This is a genomic window from Ralstonia pickettii (assembly GCF_000607165.1).
Lineage (GTDB): Bacteria > Pseudomonadota > Gammaproteobacteria > Burkholderiales > Burkholderiaceae > Ralstonia > Ralstonia holmesii.
Map to the genome: position 1 here is coordinate 222,924 of NZ_JFZG01000003.1, position 17,557 is coordinate 240,480.

12 protein-coding genes and 1 pseudogene are annotated in these 17,557 nt (G+C 64.3%); 10 read left to right on the top strand and 3 right to left on the bottom strand.

Translation table 11 applies throughout. The features are described 5' to 3' along the window. Positions 1-184: 184 nt before the first annotated feature. Positions 185-640 (bottom strand): VirK family protein, encoded by a 456-nt coding sequence (locus BG83_RS0101730; protein WP_024975104.1) that lies wholly within the window; start codon positions 638-640, stop codon positions 185-187. Between the two features lie 196 nt (positions 641-836). Continuing rightward, on the bottom strand, positions 837-1,109 hold the full coding sequence (locus tag BG83_RS0101735) for a hypothetical protein (RefSeq protein ID WP_024975105.1): 273 nt from the start codon (positions 1,107-1,109) through the stop codon (positions 837-839). Between the two features lie 402 nt (positions 1,110-1,511). On the opposite strand from BG83_RS0101735, the gene BG83_RS0101740 reads away from it, so the two are divergent. From BG83_RS0101740 to BG83_RS27545, 3 genes are all read left to right on the top strand, one after another. Further along, positions 1,512-1,736, top strand: a complete 225-nt coding sequence (locus BG83_RS0101740) for a hypothetical protein (protein WP_024975106.1) — start codon at positions 1,512-1,514, stop codon at positions 1,734-1,736. A 139-nt stretch (positions 1,737-1,875) separates the two neighbouring features. Then, positions 1,876-2,433 carry a MerR family transcriptional regulator gene (locus tag BG83_RS0101745; protein WP_024975107.1) on the top strand — a complete coding sequence of 186 codons (558 nt, stop codon included), beginning with the start codon at positions 1,876-1,878 and terminating at the stop codon, positions 2,431-2,433. After that, positions 2,336-2,806: a carboxymuconolactone decarboxylase family protein gene (locus BG83_RS27545; protein WP_037031488.1), complete on the top strand. Its 471-nt coding sequence runs from the start codon at positions 2,336-2,338 to the stop codon at positions 2,804-2,806. The genes BG83_RS0101745 and BG83_RS27545 overlap by 98 nt, the downstream gene beginning before the upstream one ends. On the opposite strand, the gene BG83_RS0101755 is transcribed toward BG83_RS27545, so the two are convergent. Next, the gene (locus BG83_RS0101755; protein ID WP_024975109.1) at positions 2,746-4,062 is read right to left on the bottom strand and encodes a hemolysin family protein; all 1,317 of its coding nucleotides are present in this window, start codon (positions 4,060-4,062) and stop codon (positions 2,746-2,748) included. The genes BG83_RS27545 and BG83_RS0101755 overlap by 61 nt on opposite strands. A gap of 484 nt (positions 4,063-4,546) precedes the next feature. On the opposite strand from BG83_RS0101755, the gene BG83_RS0101760 reads away from it, so the two are divergent. From BG83_RS0101760 to pelG, 7 genes and pseudogenes are all read left to right on the top strand, one after another. Next, on the top strand, positions 4,547-7,384 hold the full coding sequence (locus BG83_RS0101760) for a bifunctional glycoside hydrolase 114/ polysaccharide deacetylase family protein (RefSeq protein WP_051541433.1): 2,838 nt from the start codon (positions 4,547-4,549) through the stop codon (positions 7,382-7,384). Further along, complete coding sequence (locus tag BG83_RS0101765) at positions 7,371-11,402, top strand: tetratricopeptide repeat protein (protein WP_024975111.1); 4,032 nt, start codon at positions 7,371-7,373, stop codon at positions 11,400-11,402. Before BG83_RS0101760 ends, BG83_RS0101765 begins: the two co-directional genes overlap by 14 nt. 69 nt (positions 11,403-11,471) lie before the next feature. Further along, positions 11,472-12,032: pseudogene (locus BG83_RS27550) on the top strand (penicillin-binding protein activator LpoB). Beyond that, complete coding sequence (locus tag BG83_RS0101775) at positions 12,032-13,507, top strand: PelD GGDEF domain-containing protein (RefSeq protein WP_024975112.1); 1,476 nt, start codon at positions 12,032-12,034, stop codon at positions 13,505-13,507. Before BG83_RS27550 ends, BG83_RS0101775 begins: the two are co-directional and overlap by 1 nt. Before the next feature lie 29 nt (positions 13,508-13,536). Beyond that, a complete protein-coding gene (locus BG83_RS0101780; protein ID WP_024975113.1) occupies positions 13,537-14,523 on the top strand; it encodes a tetratricopeptide repeat protein in 987 nt (328 codons plus the stop codon). After that, positions 14,520-16,133: a GT4 family glycosyltransferase PelF gene (pelF, locus tag BG83_RS0101785; protein ID WP_024975114.1), complete on the top strand. Its 1,614-nt coding sequence runs from the start codon at positions 14,520-14,522 to the stop codon at positions 16,131-16,133. The genes BG83_RS0101780 and pelF overlap by 4 nt, the downstream gene beginning before the upstream one ends. After that, positions 16,133-17,503 (top strand): exopolysaccharide Pel transporter PelG, encoded by a 1,371-nt coding sequence (pelG, locus tag BG83_RS0101790; RefSeq protein ID WP_024975115.1) that lies wholly within the window; start codon positions 16,133-16,135, stop codon positions 17,501-17,503. The genes pelF and pelG overlap by 1 nt, the downstream gene beginning before the upstream one ends. Positions 17,504-17,557 lie beyond the last annotated feature (54 nt).

Consider the following 17,557-nt stretch of genomic DNA (forward strand, 5'->3'; position numbering starts at 1 on the left):
AGGAAACGGCGAGCACGTCATTCTAGTGGAACCGCCGGAATGCCGGATGACGCTGCAAGGGGGCACTCGGCGGGGCGGATGGCCACCCTGCCAGCGTTATCCGCTTGGTAGGGTGGCGTGACCCGACGCTAGGCGGGCGCTGACTACTTTGCGTCCAACGATGACGGTTTCGATTGCCGCACGCTCAGAACCGCACAAACAGCTTGACGCCGTCTCCCAGCTTGCACGTGTACGAGACCTGGCTTTGCAGCGTGTAGGCGGGCATGGCGAAGATGTACGAGGCAAAGCGCGCGGTGCCATCGGCCGTGATGGTGTAGCGCAGGAATTGTGTGATGGGCGCACCATCACGGCCGACGGTGAAATGGGTGTCGGCGAAGCTGAGGGTGTGGTCCGGCTGGATCCGGTACGCATTGACCGTGAGACCGCCGCGCGTCTGTCCAGCAGGCGTGGTGTTGGTGTCGCCCTTGCAGCGCGTCAGATCGATGGTTGCTGTCATGGGCTTGCCGGCGCTTAGCGCCTGTTCGGCTGCCAGCACGTCGGGCAAGGGAATGGTTTGAGCGCCGGCGAACAGCGGCAGGGTTGCAAGGGTTGCTAGCGCGGCGAAGGGCAGCGTGATCGGTTTCTTGGTCTTTGGGAGCATGCGTGAGATGAGTCGCAGGGGGCGATAGACAAATAACCCTGCCCCGCCATGCAAGCCGGACCGGGCGGGGAGACACGCGTGGATCGTAGAAGAGATCATGCTCACCCACAACGCGAGATCGCGCCCCGATGCTCAACTTTGCTCATCCAAATAAAAAACGCCGGGAGTGCCCGGCGTTCTTCATGGCGCGGCTGCCTTATTGCTTGGCGGGCGCAGCGGCCTTCGGTGCCGAAGCAGCGTCGGTCTTGGCTTCCGACTTGGCTGCAGCCTTGTGGGCCTTCTTGTGGGTGCGCTTCTTCTCGTGCTTGGCTTCAGCCTTCGGTGCCGAAGCGGCATCGGTGGTCGTCGCTGCAGCGGTCGCAGCCGGTGCAGGTGCCGCGGCCGGTGCGGACGCGGTGCCAGCTGCGAACACGGGGGCTGCGAAGGCACCAGCAACGATCAGAGCGGCCAGGGATTGAGCGACTTTCATGTGAGACTCCTTAAACAGATACAAGCGGGATATTGGGACTCCAGATACATGGATCTCGTCCCATTTGCGATCCATGCCTCCAAAAACGTCTCACAGTGAGAGCGGGCTGACCGCCGTTTGTAAGCGTTCTGCCGACGGTGTAAGCGCGCGTAACAAGGTAGGTTCGCTGCGTCCAATGTCTGTTGCGATGGGTTGAGACACATCAAGGCCAGGCCCTGCGCATCGGCGTACCGTCAGGCGTCGGGTGGACAACCGCTGACGCGTACACCACACTGCGTGGTGATGCGTGGGCCATTTCGATGTCAGGCCGCGCATTGCATCGCGGGCGTGGGAGCGCATTGGGTCACGCTCCATCCGATACCGGTAGCGCCACAAACCAGTCTCTTCTATAAGGACAACACGATGAACAAGCTTCTGGCCGCCCTCGTGGCTACAGTCTTCAGCGCCGGCGCGTTTGCGCAGGCATCCGCACCTGCAGCAGCTCCGGCACCTGCCACGGCCGCGCCGGCACCCGCCGCGTCGGCACCTGCCGCAGGCGAAAAGGCAACGCAACTTCAGAAGAAGAAAAAGAAACGCGACCATCGTCCGAAGCATCAGGACAAGAGCGCGTACGGCGTGGGCGGCTGATCTGCTGTAGCCCGTCGATTTTCTGCACACCAAAGCGCCGGCCTCCGAGAAGGGGCCGGCGCTTTGTTTTGTGCGAGCCGAAAAGATTCACGTTAAAGTCGCTTGACTTAGAGTGCGCTCTAACTTCTAAGCTCCGTTCATGACCACATTCCTGACCATCGCCCAAGTTGCAGAAGCCAGCGGCCTGTCGACGCATACGCTGCGCTATTACGAGCGCATCGGCCTGCTCGACAGCGTGCAGCGACGCGATAACGGCCATCGTGTCTTCCGCACCGAAGACATGAGGTGGCTTGAGTTCCTGCTGCGCCTGCGCGATACCGGCATGCCGATCGCGCAGATGCAGGAGTACGCTGCGCTGCGGCGGCAGGGCGATAGTCTGGAGAGTGTGTCGGCGCGCCAACGCCTGCTGGAATCGCATGCCGCGGCGCTGGAAGCGGAGCTGCGCGCACGGGCCGAAACGCTGGCCGTGCTGCGCGTCAAACTCGTCGTCTACGACGGCATCCGGGCTCGGATTGCAGCCGTGGAAAACGCGTCAGGCTCCGCTTCCTCATCTTCCAAATCGAAACACCAGCCGAAACGCCAACCGAACGAGGACGCGCATGACACCGAACACGCACACAGCACAAGCCGCAAACCACGCCAACCTGCAGGACGACCGTTACGCACGCGGCTGGCAAAAGCTGAAGGAAGTCGATGATGTGGCTGGCGAACGCGTGGTCGAGGCCATGGCCGACATCTCGCCCGACCTCGGCCGCTACATCGTCGAATTCGGGTTTGGGGATGTTTACTGCCGCCCGGGCCTGACGCTGCGCGAGCGCGAGATCGCCACCATTGCCGCGCTCACGGCGCTGGGCAACGCGGCACCGCAGTTGAAGGTGCACATTGCGGCGGGGCTCAACGTCGGGCTCACGCGCACGGAGATCACCGAGACGATCCTGCAGATGGCGCTATACGCGGGCTTTCCGGCGGCGCTCAACGGTATGTTTGCCGCCAAGGAAGTCTTTGCCGCTCACGACGCCGAGGGCGCGGCCCCTGCCGGCGGATCGATGCGCCGCGAAACCAGCAACTGATCGATCCGGTGGTTGTCGATATCGAGCACTTCAATATGCAGTGGCCCGATGTCGACGGTTTCGCTCTTCTTGGGAATGCGCTTGAGCGCGTAGATGACTAGCCCGGCGAGGGTTTCGACGTGGTGTTCGCCGGGCAGGTCGTCGAGGTCGAAGGCGCGTTTGACGTCGCCCAGCGGCGTGACACCGTCGATCAGGCATGAGCCGTCATCGCGGCGCACGATCTGCTCGTCTTCGCCCAGGTACAGGATGTCGCCCATCACCGCGCCGACAATGTCGTCGAGTGTCACCACACCCACCACCAGCCCGTATTCGTTGACCACCGCGCCAAAGCGCTCGTGCATCTCGCGAAAGCGCGTGAGCGCCTGCGACAGGTTGAGCGTGTCGGGCAGCACCAGCAGATTCTTGTCGTAATGTTTGCTGATGTTGCGGATCACGGCGGACGACTCCTCCGACAGGATCTGCTGCAGGATGTCCTTGGACGCGATGAAGCCGAGCACCGAGTCGATGTCTTCGCGGCAGACGAGGTATTCCGCGTGCGGCTGCGCAATGATCTTCATCTTGATCGACTCCACCGGTTCGTCCACCGTGAAGTAGATCACCTCGTCGCGCACGGTCATCACTGAGGTGATCGTGCGTGATTCCAGCTCGAACACGTTTTCGATCATGGCCAGTTCGTGCTTGCGCAGCACGCCGGCTTGCGCACCTGCGCCCACCATGGCGGCGATGTCTTCGGTGGTGATCTGGTCGACACGGTGCGTCGGCACACCAAACAGCTTGAGGAACATGTCGGCTGCCCCATTGAACAGCCACACCACCGGCCTCAGCGCGCGCAGGCACGAGTGCATCGGGCCGATGATCGACATCGCGCAGCGCTCGGGGTAAAGCACGGCCAGGCGCTTGGGCAGCAGGTCGGCAAAAAGAATGAATAGCCCCGTCACGATGATGAAGCCAACGATGCTGCCGATCCGTTCAGCGCGGGCGGCCGGCAGCCAGTCACTCAACCACGCGGCCAACGGCCCCGAGATCTGGCTGTCGCCGATGACACCGGCCAGGATGGCCACCGCATTCACCCCGATCTGCACCACGGTGAAGAAGTTGCCGGGCATGTCCTTGAGTTGCAGCACGCGCAAGGCGCGGGTGTCCCCGTCGTCTGCCAGGGTTTGCAGGCGCGTGCGCCGCGAGGCCGTGAGGGCGATTTCGGAAGCAGAAAAAAAGGCGCTGATCAGGATCAGCAGGGCAAGGATGAGGGCGGACATGGTGGCGGGGGCCGTCGCGGCAAGTCGCGTCGTTGCGCAGCGACAACTGCACGGTCGCGTGGAATGTGGCTTCGAATGATCATGGTGCAGCCCCGATCGCTTTGTCAAACCACGGCGTGCGCGGGTGATCTCAAACAATTGTTTATGTCCGAGGAGGATAGACGGCCATCCAAAATGTGGTTTGCCGTGTACCCACGCCATCGGCGATACTTCACCTTCGGACACATTGTCTCGGTATGCCTTGCGGGGCCTGCGTTTGCGGGCGGCAGCCGTGAAGAAAAACAGCGGTTCCGGACGGCGTCATCACAGGCGCCGATCTTCAGTGCCGGCGCAGATCGGCCTAATTGATGCACATAGTTGCATAGCGGAGTGCCAGTTCATGTGGGTTCTCAGCCGTTTACAGCGGCGCACCGGGGGGAAACGGGGGAATACGGCGGGGACGATCGCACGGTTGGCTGGGCTTTTTGTCGCAGCCGCCGTATCGATGCCTTGTGTGACGCTTGCTCAACAAGCGCCTGCCACCACCGGCTCCGGTGCGTCAGGGGTAACAGCTTCAGTTCCGGTTAACGCGCCGAACATCGCGTGGTTCTACGGCGACAAGCCGCCCGTGGCGCAGTTGCGCGCCTTCGACGCGGTCGTTGTGGAGCCAGACCACGGGTTCGATCCATCGCAGTTCAAGACGCCCAAGACGCAGTGGTACGCCTACGTGAGCGTGGGCGAGGTCACGCCCCAGCGCAGTTGGTACAAGGACTTGCCCAAGGCCTGGCTGTTGGGCCGCAATGCGGCGTGGGCCTCGCGCGTGGTGGATCAGGCCCAGCCCGAGTGGCCGGCGTTTTATGTCGATCACGTCATCAAGCCGCTGTGGGAGAAGGGCTACCGTGGCTTCTTTCTCGATACGCTCGACTCGTATCAGTTGGTGGCCAAGGACGACGCCTCGCGAGCGGCGCAGGAAGCCGGCATGGTGCGTGTGATTCGCGCGATCAAGGCGCGCTATCCGGACGCCAAGCTGATCTTCAACCGCGGGTTTGAGATCCTGCCGCAGGTGCACGACCAGGCGTATGCGGTGGCGTTTGAATCGCTGTATCGCGGCTGGGACCAGGGCAGCAAGCAGTACAAGGAAGTGAGCGACGCGGACCGCGAATGGCTGATGGGCCATGTACGCAAGATTCGCGACGATTACCACCTGCCCGTCATCGCCATCGATTACTGCCCGCCCACCGACCGTGCCTGCGCACGCGAAACGGCCAAACGTATCAAGGCGCAGGGCGTGGTGCCCTACGTGACCGATCCAGACCTGTCGACCATTGGCGTGGGGCGCATCGAGGTGTTGCCGCGCAAGGTGTTGATCCTGCAGGACCGCGACCCGCGTACCACCATTGACACCAGCGAGGGCGTGCGCTTCGTGGCCACGCCACTCAACTTTCTCGGCTACGACGTCGAGTACGCCGACATCAACAAGCCGCTGCCCGCTTCAGTACCACCCGACAGCTACGCCGGCGTGGTGGTGTGGGTGAACACCAGTCCGGTCAAGCAGGTGGCGGCGCTGTCGTCGTGGGTGCGGCAACGTATTCATGACGGCGTGCACATCGCCTTCCTGAACCAGTTTGGCCTGCCGGTGGATGGCAGCATGGCCGACATGTTCAAGCTGCACCTTGTGCGTGGGCGTGCCAGCGGGCCGCTGTCGGTGGTGTCGCAAGACAAGATGATGGGTTTTGAGATGGCGCCGCAACCGGAGCGCCGCGAAGCCCAGCCGATTCAGGTGAGCGCGAACGGGCAGTCGCTGCTGCGGCTGAAGTCGGGCAACTTTGAGTTTGATGCCGCTGCCATTACCGATTGGGGCGGCTACGTACTGAATCCGTACGCGGTGTTCTCCATGGACACCGTTGAGCAGGCGCGTTGGGTTGTCCAGCCGATCGAGTTCCTGCGCCGCGCACTGGCGCTGCCAGACATGCCGATCCCCGACGTGACCTCTGAAAACGGCCGCCGACTCATGCTCGTGCATGTGGATGGCGACGGCTTTGCCTCGCGCGCCGAGTTTCCCGGCCCCGAATATTCCGGCGAGGTGCTGCTGCAGGACGTGTGGGAGAAGTACCGCATCCCGACAACGCTGTCGGTCATCGAGGGCGAGGTGGGCGCAAGCGGCCTTTACCCCAAGCTGACGCCGCGTCTGGAAACGATTGCGCGCCAGATGTTCGCGCTGCCGTACGTTGAACTGGGCACGCATACCTATTCGCACCCGTTCGATTGGAGCCGCACCGTGCCCGGCGCGGCCGCTGATCGGGCCAAGGAAGGCCCGGGTGCGGACAAGGGCGGTGGCGACACCGCATTCACGCTGTCCATTCCGGGCTACAAGTTCAGCCTCGACCGCGAGATAGCGGGCTCCATCAACTACATCAACGAGCGCCTGGCCCCGCCCGGCAAGCGCGTGAAGCTCCTGCAGTGGTCGGGCGACTGCCAGCCGCCCGAGATTGCCGTGCGCATGGCCTGGGACGCGGGCGTTCTCAATCTGAACGGCGGCGATACCACCATCACACGCAGCTCGCCATCGTGGACGGAGATTGCACCGCTGGGCATCGACAAGGGCCCAGGGGCTTACCAAGTGTTTGCGCCAAACCAGAACGAGAACGTCTACACAAACGATTGGACCGGGCCGTTCTATGGTTTCGATCGCCTGATTGAAACGCTGCAGTTGACGGACACTCCGTATCGCTTCAAGCCGATCAACATCTACTACCACATGTATTCGGGCACCAAGCTTGCGTCACTCAAGGCCTTGAAGAAGGTCTATGACTACGCGTTGTCGCAGCCCGTGTTCCCGATCTATTCGACCGAATATGTGGTCAAGGTGCTGGACTTCCGCAACATGGCCATCGCCCGAGAAGTCGGTGACGGCAACACCTGGGTGGTGCGCGGTGATGGCGATCTGCGCGAACTGCGCTGGATGGCGCGCGGTACGCCGCGCCTGGCGGATGCGCAGGGGGTGGTTGGGTATGACAAGGCGGCCGGCGGTATCTATATCCATCTTGATGACGGCGCCGCACGCTTTACGCTCGCACCTGAGGCGGAGTCGGCCAAGCCAGCGTACATTGCAGAAGCCGCTGCCTTTGTACGCAATTTCGCACGAAACGGTAATGAGTTGAGTTTCGAGGCGGGCGGCTATTACAAGCCGTTTGTTCGTCTGGCCAACGCAGGTGCTTGCCGCGTGAAGGTCAACGGCAACCCAGCGCGCACGGCCCGCGCACAAGACAACACCGTGCGCGTTGATCTGACAGGAGCTGCTGCGCAAACCGTGACCTACCAACGTATCGATGTGGTCTGCTGACCTGACTCCGCGTGAACGGCTGCTGCCAGCCTGGCTGATCGGTACCCTGGGTGCGCTGATCGGGCTGGCGCTCGCCTTGATGTTTCCCCGCGAACGTTTGGAGGCTCGCCTGCTGGAGGGCGGTAAGGTCGATGCGCTGTCGGTGGCCTACCTGGAAGCCTGGCTGCGCGTGCGCCCGAACGACGGCGAGTTCTTGAGCGTGCTGGCTGCCCAGTACGTGCGCACGGGCCGCCTGGCAGAAGCCGAAGCCATGGTCGCTCGCATGCGCGCGCTGCGCGACAAGACGCTCGACCGTGAAGCGCTGCTGCTTGATATCGCCATCCGAGAGCAACGCGCCTACGCGCTGCAACCGAAGGATCCGCAGCGCGCCGCCATGCTGGTCGACCTGCGTGGTCTGCTCAAGCAGGCGCTGGACTATCGCTGGACTGCGGCCGAGCTGGAGATTCTCGCCGCCAAGTCGCGTGCCTTGGATCAGGGCGCGATTGCCATCCAGTTCTATCAACGCCTGGCTAAACAGGACGTGGCGCGCGCCGCGCAATGGCAGGCGCGTACTGCTGAGATTGCGCTGGGCGTGGGCGAATACCGCGCCGCTGCCGCCGCCAACTTTGCCGCGCAGGCCACCGCCAAGTCGCTCGACGAACAGCGCCGCTACTTCATCGCCGGGTTGAAGGCCCTGCAGGCTGGCAACCTGCTCGACGACGCCATGACAGAAGCGCAACGCCGTGTTGGCCCGCTGATCGACGATACCGAAACGCTGCGCTTTCTCACGCGCCTGGCGATGGCATGTAACCGGCCGGATCTGGCAGACCAATACGCGCGGCGCCTGCTGCGGCTGTCGTGGCATCAGGCGGGCGAGGGCATTGCCTTGGCCTCCGGTGTCGCCCGGCATGACTGGGCATTCGCCGGCCGGCCGGAACCGCTGCCAAGCCCTGCAGACCTGGTGTTCATGGATGGCCCAGAAGGCCTGGCGCGTCGGCAGCGCCACACTGCGCGCATTCGCCCGGTGGCGGATAAGCAGAGCAAGGCTGACGATGCGGCTTCGTCCTCACAACCGTCGGGCGCACAGGCCATCGCACGCGGGATCGCCCCGTTCAATGCGGAAGACTACGATCTCGCATTCCAGGTTTTCATGGGCAGCGGCAATCTGAACGACGCCATGCGCGTGGCCGAGGCCGCCGTGCGTCAACGCCCCGATCTGAAAATCTGGACCGAACGTGCCGCGCAGGTGGCCGAGTGGAACCGCCAACCGATGGCGGCGTTGAACTACTGGCTCGCGTACGCGCAATCCACGGGGGACGATGCGGCCTGGCAGCATGTGCTGCGTCTGGCGCCTGCGCTCCACGAAGACCACGCCTATCTGGCCGGGCTGCGCTACCAGGCAAGCCGCACCCCGGGCGACATGAAGTTGCTCGACCAGGTCATCGCGGCGTACGAGCGTCTGGGCGAACCCGTGGAAGGGCTGGCGTATCTGAACAGCATCGCGCACGGGTCGCATCGTCAGGTGGTGCTGGAGCGCTATGCCAATCTGGCCGAGCGCGCCGGCAAAGACGATCAGGCTTACGACACCTACGTGCGTCTGCAAAAGGAGTTCGGCCCCAACGCGCAGTACGCGCTCAAGCTGGCGAACATCCTGTACGTGCGCGGGCAGTTTGCGCAGGCGCTTGCCGCCATGCAGGCTGCAGACAAGGCGGCCTTGCCAACCGATGACCTGTATTGGCGGACTTTCGCCCAGCTCGCGCGCCTGAACCAGCGTGATGATCTGTCGCGTGAGGCGTATCGGCAGTTGCTGATCGGCGGCAAGGCTGAGCCAGACGATCTGACAACGATGATCGATTTCTACGACGCCAGCCCCATCGATGCTGGCCGTCTGGCCGAACTCGCTTTCCGCAAAGATGGCACGATGGTTCACCTGCAGCAGGCCATCTACTACTACACGCGTGCGCGCGCCTTCCGCCGCATCGACGGGTTGCTGGCCTCGCTCACACCAGAACAGCGCAAAGCGGCCGAGCAATCCGCCGGCGTGCTGGGCGCGCGGGCCGAGTATTTCCGCCAGAGCGGCCAGTGGGATGCCGCCATGCGTGACCTGCGGCGCGCAGTCTCGCTGCCGGATGCGGGCAGCGATGTGAAGGCGGCCTTCCTGTGGGGCCTGCTGGATTCCGGACAGAACGCCGAGCTCAAGCGCGCATTGGCGCTTTGGCGTAGCGAGGCCGAAAACGATTCCGCGTACTGGGGTGCCTACGCTGCCGCCGGCCTGCAGTTGTTTGACGCCAACCTGGCGCTGCGCTTCCTGGGCCGCCAGGGCAAGTCGATGCAGACCGATCCGCTCTGGTTGCTGGCCTATGCCGATGCACGCGAAATGGCCGGTCAGGCCGATGCTGCCTGGGCGCTGCGCCGCGAGGCGTGGTGGTTGCTGTGGCGCGCTGAAGATACGCCAGGCAGCGACAAGACCAAGCTGCCAATTGGCCGCCGTGTAGGCACGCGCGTCACGGTGGGGGATGGCGATGCGGCGCCGCTGGAAGAAGATGCGCGCACCGAATTGCGTGCCCGGCGCGTCTCACTGGCTCAAACATTCGGGTCTGGCGACTTGGCGCAGCGTCTGTTGATCGAGCTGCTGCGCGATGATCGCCGCGCGACGAAGCAGGCCCGCGAAGGTGGCCGCTCGGCGATGGCTAAGTCCGAGCTGGGCGATATCGACACGTTGCCGCCGGAGCCGCCGCAGACCCCCACCGACAAACGCAAGCAGGCCCGCGTGAGCGATCAGCTCGTTTCCGCCGTGGCCAAGGAAGCGGCGCTGGGCTGGGCGCTCTCGCGGGAGGCGAATGATCTGGCGCGCGCGTGGTTGCTGCAGCAGTACACGCGCCGCATGACGCGCCCGGCCTATGCCGAGATCTCCATTGCCCTGGCCGAGCACGATCTGCAGACGCTCAACCGGCTGCTTGACGATACGCCTGACCGCATTCCGCTCTACAACCGCATCGATGCCAACGTGATGACGGACCGCCTCGGTGAGGCGCAGCGTCTGTCGTTTGAAGGGCTGACCACCGCACCCGATGACGAGCAACTGCACGAACGTGTGCAGGAGACGCTGCTGACCAATGCACAGGCGCTGGAGCCGCGCGAGACGTGGTTCAAGCAGGCGCCGCTGACGTACTTCGAGAGCAGCGCTGCCGCCGGTATCCGCCTGACCGATCACTACAGCATGCTCGTGCGCGCCACCCAGCGGAACCAGCGCTCGACCGACGATACGCAGTTGACCGGCGTGCCTGCGCAGGATCGGCAGGTGGATTGGATCTCGCAGTACCAGACGCAGAACACGCAGTGGAAGGGCACGGTGGGTTGGCGCCAGGGGCTGGGCTCGCTTTACGCCTTCCGGCTGGACGGCCTGCTGGGGCAGGTCGGGCCGGTGGGCACGGAGCTTTCGATCGGTCGCAACCAGCCGGCCAATGAAACGCCGCAACTGCGTGTGGGCGGCGTGAAGGATCTGTTCTCGATTGGCAACAACTGGCGCCTGACGCAAAACGAGTACGTGCGCGCCCGCGTGGAAGGCGACCGCTTCTACGGGCAGGACCGCTCGTTCCTGGGCAGCGGCATGGTGTTCGATGGCGAAATCGGGCACCGCTTCCGGGTGGAATATCCGGACTACACGATCCGCGTGGTTGGTACCGTCGCACGCTACAACGCGACGGGCACGGTCAGCCCATTGATGGCTCGCCTGCTTCCTTCGGGTGCCGCGCCGGACGTTGACCAGATCATGCCGCGCTCGTTCAACCAGTTCGGCATGCTGTTTGGTTTCGGCACGGATTATCTGGACCGCTACACGCGCGCCTGGCGGCCCTTTATGGATGCGGGCATGCTGCATGACAACCGCGAAGGGTGGGGCGTGCAGGCCCAGCTTGGCGTGGCAGGCAGCGTGTTTGGCAACGACCATCTGGCGCTGTACATCGAGCACCAGTCGATTACGCGCGCGGGGACATCGCCGCTGACAGAGATCGGCCTGCGCTACCGCTGGCTCTACTGACAAGCAAGAAAAAAGCAACGGGGAAAGAACGAGATGAAGCACACAACGGAAGACTCCAGGGAGAACGCGATGACACCCTTGATCAACAAGATGCATGCCGGCCGCCGGCGCTGGCTGGCCGTGGCAGCGGGCGTTGGTGCGGCGCTTGTGTTGTCCGCCTGCGCGGTGGTCGACAGCGCGCGTGCGCCGGCAACCAGCGCGTCTGATGCGTGGGTGGTCCTGCCCATCGCCAACTACACCGAAACGCCGCAGGCCGGCCTGCGTGCGGAGACGATTGCGGCCAGCATCCTCAAGGCGCGCGGCTTCTCCAACCTCAAGCAGTAACCAGCCAACCTGAACAGCGAGTCGCTGTTCGAGCCCGCCGAGCGCGAGGCCGTGGCGCGCGCACTGGATTGGGCACGTGGCGAGAAGGCCCGCTATGCCCTGACCGGCGCCGTGGATGAATGGCGCTACAAGGTCGGTGTGGATGGCGAGCCCGCGGTCGGCATCACGCTGCAAGTGATTGACGTGCAGACCGGCAACGTGATCTGGAGCGCGGCCGGTAGCCGCACCGGCTGGAGCCGCGATGCCGTGTCGGCGGTGGCGCAGAAGCTGCTGCGCGAGCTGCTCTCGCCGCTGGGCCGGGGCTGATGAAGACCGAGTCGGCAGGTTCCGCTCAATCGGCCGGCCGCGCCGCCGCCGATGGGCGCGGCCAGGGTGGAAGAACTGAGCGCCGGCGCAACGCGCAGGGGATTGGCGCGTCGACTTGGTATGGGCGCATGATTGCGCCCGCCGTGTCCAGCCCGAGCGCTGTGCTGGAAACGCTGGGTACGGTGGTGGTGGCCATTGGCGTCGTCTGGCTGTTCGCGCCGGACAACCCGCTGCTGCTCGGCTACGGCTTTCCGTGGATCTGGCTGGTGCCGCTCATCCTGGCGCTGCGCTACGGCACGCTGCTCGGCGCGCTTGCCGCGCTGGTGGTGCTGGGCGCCTGGGCCGTGTTCTACGGACAGACGGCCCAGGCCGGCAGCTTCCCGCGCATGTACTTCCTGGGCGGGCTGATGCTTGTGTTGGTCGGCGGGCAGTACGGCGATATCTGGGGCGCGCGGTTGTCGCGTGCCCGCACCGTCAACGGTTACCTGAACGACCGGCTGGCGGCGCTCACCAAAAACCACTTCCTGCTGCGCCTCTCGCACGAGCGCCTGGAAAACGACCTGCTGGCCAAGCCGACCACGCTGCGCGACACGCTCACGCAGTTGCGCAATATCGCGCTGGCCGCACGTGAACACGGCCTGGGTGACAACCAGCCTGACGTGGCGCAACTGCCCGGCGCCGAGCCCTTCCTGCAATGGACGGCGCAGGCCTGCCAACTGGAAGTGGCGGCCATGGTGCGCGTGACGGGCAACCGCGTCGACACCGAACCGGTGGCCCGCGTGGGCACGCCGTTCGACATCGTTGCCGATGATCCGTTGATCCGCCATTGCATCGACACCCACACGCTGGGCCACCCGCAGGCGCCCGAGCTGCGGAATGTGAACAACCCCGAAGACGGCTCGCGCTACGTGGCGTGCGCGCCGGTGCTCTCGGGGGCGGATGAGCTGATCGGCCTGGTGGTCGTACATCAGATGCCGTTCCTCTCGCTGTCGTACGAGAACCTGCAGTTCCTGCTCGTGCTGCTTGGCTACTACGCCGACGGCGTGCGCCATCTCACCGTCAGCTCCGAGATCCTGGATCTCGTGCCCGACGCGCCGTACGAGTTCGCGCTCGATCTCGGCCGGCTGGCACGCCTGCATCGCGATACCGGTATCGATTCGTCGGTGGTGGCGCTCATCTTCGATCAGGACGAGACCAGCGATGCGCTGTTCGAGAGCGTGGTGCGCAGCCGCCGTGCGCTCGACGTTGTCTGGCAGTCAAGCGGCAAGAACCGCCGCGCCATCATCACGCTGATGCCGCTGTCGGGCGCGGGTGCCGTGTCGGCCTATCTGGTGCGCATTGAAGACAGCCTGCGCGCGCAGTTTGGCGTGGATTTCGAGGGCGGGCACATCAGCGTGCAGACGTTGCATGTGACCGGCGAGCATCCGGGCGAAGCGCTGCAGCGCTTCCTCGCGCGCTGCCATCTCGATGCATAGGGGCGGCCAGGCCATGCTGCGGATTGACCATGTTTAAGCTCACGCTCGGCGGCATCTCGGCGCAGATCGCGGCAGTGGTGATGGCACTGCATGCTGGCAACAGCCTTGCGCTGCTGCTGTCGTGCCTGATGCTGCAGGGCACCGCCGCCGCACTGATCGGCCTGGCTGCGTGGCGCTTGCTGCCGCGCCGTTATCGCGTGCCGTTCGTGTGGACGTATGGCTACCTGACGGCGCTGTGCTTTTTTGTGCCGGTGGCGGGCGTCCTGCTGGTGCTGGGCAGCCTGCTGCTCGCCAAGCTGTTTCCCAAGCCCGAAGACGACAAGGACATCGCCGATGTTGGGCTGCCGGTGTTCGTGGCGCATTTGATCTCACGCGTGACGCATGGCGGCGGAGCGCGGCTGCGTGCGCAACTCAGCAATGAGCGCGCACCGGTACAAAGCCGCATGACCGCACTGGTGGCCATGCAGTCGATGCCCACGCGCACTGCCAGCCCCGTGCTGCGCGACCTGCTGGCCGATCCGGTGGACGATATCCGCCTGCTGGCCTACGGCATGCTCGACAACGCCGAGAAGGTGCTCACGCAAAAGATCCTGGCCGAGCTGCCGCGCCTGGAAGAAGCCACCACGCCCGAGGCGCGCTACGACATCAACAAGCGCCTGGCCGACCTGTATTGGGAACTGATCTACCAGAACCTCGTGCAGGGCGACGTGTACCGCTACACCGCCGAGCAGGTCGAGCGCTACGCCAGCGCCGCGCTCGACATCCAGCCCGACAACGCCGCGCTGTGGTACATGCGCGGCCGCCTTGCACTGTCGCGCCGCGAGCCCGATGTGGCCGAGTCCCATCTGCGCCGCGCTGAATCCCTCGGCTTCCAGCGTGACCGCCTGCTGCCCCCGCTGGCCGAAGCCTGCTACCTGCGCCGCGACTATGCCGGCGCGCGTGCGGCGCTGGCGCAGTTCTCCAGCCGTTCTCCGCTGCCGTTGCTGCGCCCGCTGTTGCGCTACTGGACATCATGAGCAACGACCACTTTCCGCGCGCCCAGTCCGCCGACGTTGCGCTGCTGCTCGAAGGGACCTTTCCCTACGTGAGCGGCGGGGTGTCGAGCTGGGTCAACCAGATGATCCGGGCGTTTCCGGACATCCGCTTTGCCATCGTCTTCATCGGCAGCCGCCGTGAGGATTACGGCAAGCCCGTCTACGCCATTCCCGACAACGTGGTGCACCTGGAGTGCCACTACCTGTACGACTTTCCGCCGCCGCCACTGGTGCAGGCCAGCGGCGGCGATGCCGCAGCGTTCGAGCGCTCGCGCAAGCTGCACGATGCGCTGCGCAATCCGGCAAACAAGGAAGAGACGGCCGAGTTGATCCGCGCCTCGATTGCCGACCTGCGCGACGATGGCCCGCTGGCCGAGGAACAGTTCCTCTACAGCCACCGCGCGTGGGACATGATGACGGACTACTACCGGCGCTACTGCACCGACCCGTCGTTCACGGACTACTTCTGGACCGTGCGCATCATGCACAAGCCGCTGTGGCAGCTCGTGCGCATTGCCGAAAACCTCATCCCGGTGAAGGTGTTCCACACCATCTCGACCGGCTATGCAGGCTTCCTGGGCGCGCTGCTGCGCTACAGGCGAGGGCGTCCGCTGCTGGTGTCCGAGCACGGTATCTACACCAAGGAACGGAAGATCGACCTGTTCCAGAGCCAGTGGATTCGTGACAACCGCAGCATCTTCGAGAAGGACATTGCGCAGATCAGCTACTTCCGCGATCTGTGGGTGCGCTTTTTTGAAACCATGGGCCGGGTCTGCTATGACGCGGCTGAAGACATCGTCGCGCTGTATGAAGGTAATCGGCAGCGCCAGGTCATTGACGGCGCGCCGGCCGAGAAGACGCGCAGCATCCCCAACGGCATCAACCTGCCGCGCCTGGCTGCGTTGCGCGAGAAGCGGCAAGCCAGCGTACCGCGCGTGATGTGCCTGATCGGCCGGGTGGTGCCGATCAAAGACGTGAAGACGTTCATTCGCGCCATGCTGACCATCACGCGCGAGATGCCCGATGCGGAAGGCTGGATTGCCGGCCCGGAAGACGAAGATCCGGAATACGCGCAGGAATGCCACAGCCTGGCTGAAAGCCTCGGCCTGGGCGACCGCATCAAGTTCCTGGGCTTCCAGAAGATCGACGACATCCTGCCGAAAGTGGGCGTGCTGGTGCTGAGTTCCATCAGTGAGGCGCTGCCGCTGGTGGTGCTGGAAGGGTTTGCCGCGGGCGTGCCGTCAGTCACGACGGATGTGGGTTCGTGCCGGCAACTGCTGTTCGGCCTGGAGGGCGAAGACGCGGCACTGGGCGCGGCTGGCGCCGTGGTGCGCATTGCCGACCCGGCTGCCCTGGCTGCCGAAGTGCTCACGCTGCTGCGCGATGAAACGCGCTGGCATGCGGCCCAGGCTGCTGGCATTGCCCGCGTCGAGCGCTATTACACGCAAGAGATGATGGTCGGCAGCTACCGCGAGCTGTATACGCGCCTGGAGACGTTGCCCGATCTGAGTACCGAGCACGGTGCGAAGGCCGCCGCCGCGGCCTGCCCGCACCACGCCCAGCAGAACAAGCCCCATGAGGGAGCCCGCTGATGGCCGGCATTGGTTTTGAGCTGCGCAAGATGCTCAAGCGCGACAGCCTGCTCGGGCTGATGCGCGCGTACACCTACGCCGGCATCATCAGCTCCGGGCCGTGGATTCTCTCCATCGTCGGGATTCTGCTGATCGGTATCCTGAGCCTGCCGTTCGTGATTCCCGGCTCGCTCATCACGCAGTTCCAGGTGTCGGTCACCTACCTGATTGCGGTCAGCCTGATCCTCACGGGGCCGCTGCAGCTTGCCTTCACGCGCTTTACGTCCGACCGCCTGTTCGAGAAGCGCGATGACCTGATCCTGCCCAACTACCACGCCGTGTCGCTCGTGATGACGCTGGTCGCGGGCGGGCTTGGGCTGCTCGTCATCGTGTTTGCGTTTCCGCAGCAGTCAGCCATCTACCGGCTGCTGATGCTGGCCGGTTTCGTGGTCATGGCCAACATCTGGATCGCAGTGATCTTCTTGTCGGGCATGAAGCAGTACAAGGCGATCGTGTGGATCTTTCTGGTCGGCTACACGCTCACCGTGCTGCTGGCGCTGCTGTTTAACCGGTTCGGGTTGGAAGGGCTGCTGCTGGGGTTCGTGACGGGGCAGCTCTTCTTGCTGATCGGCATGGCCGCGCTCATCTACCGCAACTTCAGCGGTCGGCGCTTCCTGTCGTTCGAGGTGTTCGACAAGCGGTTTGCGTATCCGTCGCTCATGTTGATCGGGCTGCTCTACAACCTCGGCATCTGGCTCGACAAGTTCATGTTCTGGTACGCACCGGGCACGGGGCAGCAGGTGATCGGGCCGCTGCACGCCTCGGTCATCTACGACATTCCGGTGTTCCTGGCGTACCTCGGCATCATCCCCGGCATGGCCGTGTTCCTGGTTCGTATCGAGACGGACTTTGTCGAGTACTACGACGCCTTCTATGACGCCGTGCGTGGCGGGGCATCGCTTGAGCACATCGAGGACATGCGCAACACGATGGTGCAGACCATTCGCGCCGGCCTGTACGAGATCGTGAAGATTCAGGCGATGGCCGCGCTGGTCCTGTTTGCCGTGGGCGCTGCGGTGCTGCGGGCGTTGCAGATTTCCGAGCTGTATCTGCCGCTGCTGTATGTCGACACCATTGCCGCCAGCTTGCAGGTGGTGTTTCTGGGCGTGGTGAATATCTTCTTCTACCTGGACCGGCGCCGCGTTGTGCTGGCGTTGACGGCCGCGTTCGTTGCGCTCAACGGCGTGTTGACGTGGATTACGTTGCAGCTCGGGCCGGCCTGGTACGGATACGGATTTGCCGTGTCACTGCTCTTGGTCGTGATGGCGAGCCTGGTGATCCTGGACCGGAAGCTGGATCGGCTGGAGTACGAGACGTTTATGTTGCAGTAAGGTCTGCCGACAGCCTCTGCTGGCATCCGGAGCCCCGCCCGCGACACCTCAACC

Coding starts and splice junctions, on each gene's coding strand:
- BG83_RS0101760 (WP_051541433.1), top strand. CDS start 4,547: ATGCCTTGTGTGACGCTTGCTCAACAAGCGCCTGCCACCACCGGCTCC.
- pelF (WP_024975114.1), top strand. CDS start 14,520: ATGAGCAACGACCACTTTCCGCGCGCCCAGTCCGCCGACGTTGCGCTG.
- BG83_RS27545 (WP_037031488.1), top strand. CDS start 2,336: ATGACACCGAACACGCACACAGCACAAGCCGCAAACCACGCCAACCTG.
- BG83_RS0101780 (WP_024975113.1), top strand. CDS start 13,537: ATGTTTAAGCTCACGCTCGGCGGCATCTCGGCGCAGATCGCGGCAGTG.
- BG83_RS0101735 (WP_024975105.1), bottom strand. CDS start 1,109: ATGAAAGTCGCTCAATCCCTGGCCGCTCTGATCGTTGCTGGTGCCTTC.
- BG83_RS0101775 (WP_024975112.1), top strand. CDS start 12,032: ATGAAGACCGAGTCGGCAGGTTCCGCTCAATCGGCCGGCCGCGCCGCC.
- BG83_RS0101745 (WP_024975107.1), top strand. CDS start 1,876: ATGACCACATTCCTGACCATCGCCCAAGTTGCAGAAGCCAGCGGCCTG.
- BG83_RS0101765 (WP_024975111.1), top strand. CDS start 7,371: ATGTGGTCTGCTGACCTGACTCCGCGTGAACGGCTGCTGCCAGCCTGG.
- pelG (WP_024975115.1), top strand. CDS start 16,133: ATGGCCGGCATTGGTTTTGAGCTGCGCAAGATGCTCAAGCGCGACAGC.
- BG83_RS0101730 (WP_024975104.1), bottom strand. CDS start 640: ATGCTCCCAAAGACCAAGAAACCGATCACGCTGCCCTTCGCCGCGCTA.
- BG83_RS0101740 (WP_024975106.1), top strand. CDS start 1,512: ATGAACAAGCTTCTGGCCGCCCTCGTGGCTACAGTCTTCAGCGCCGGC.
- BG83_RS0101755 (WP_024975109.1), bottom strand. CDS start 4,062: ATGTCCGCCCTCATCCTTGCCCTGCTGATCCTGATCAGCGCCTTTTTT.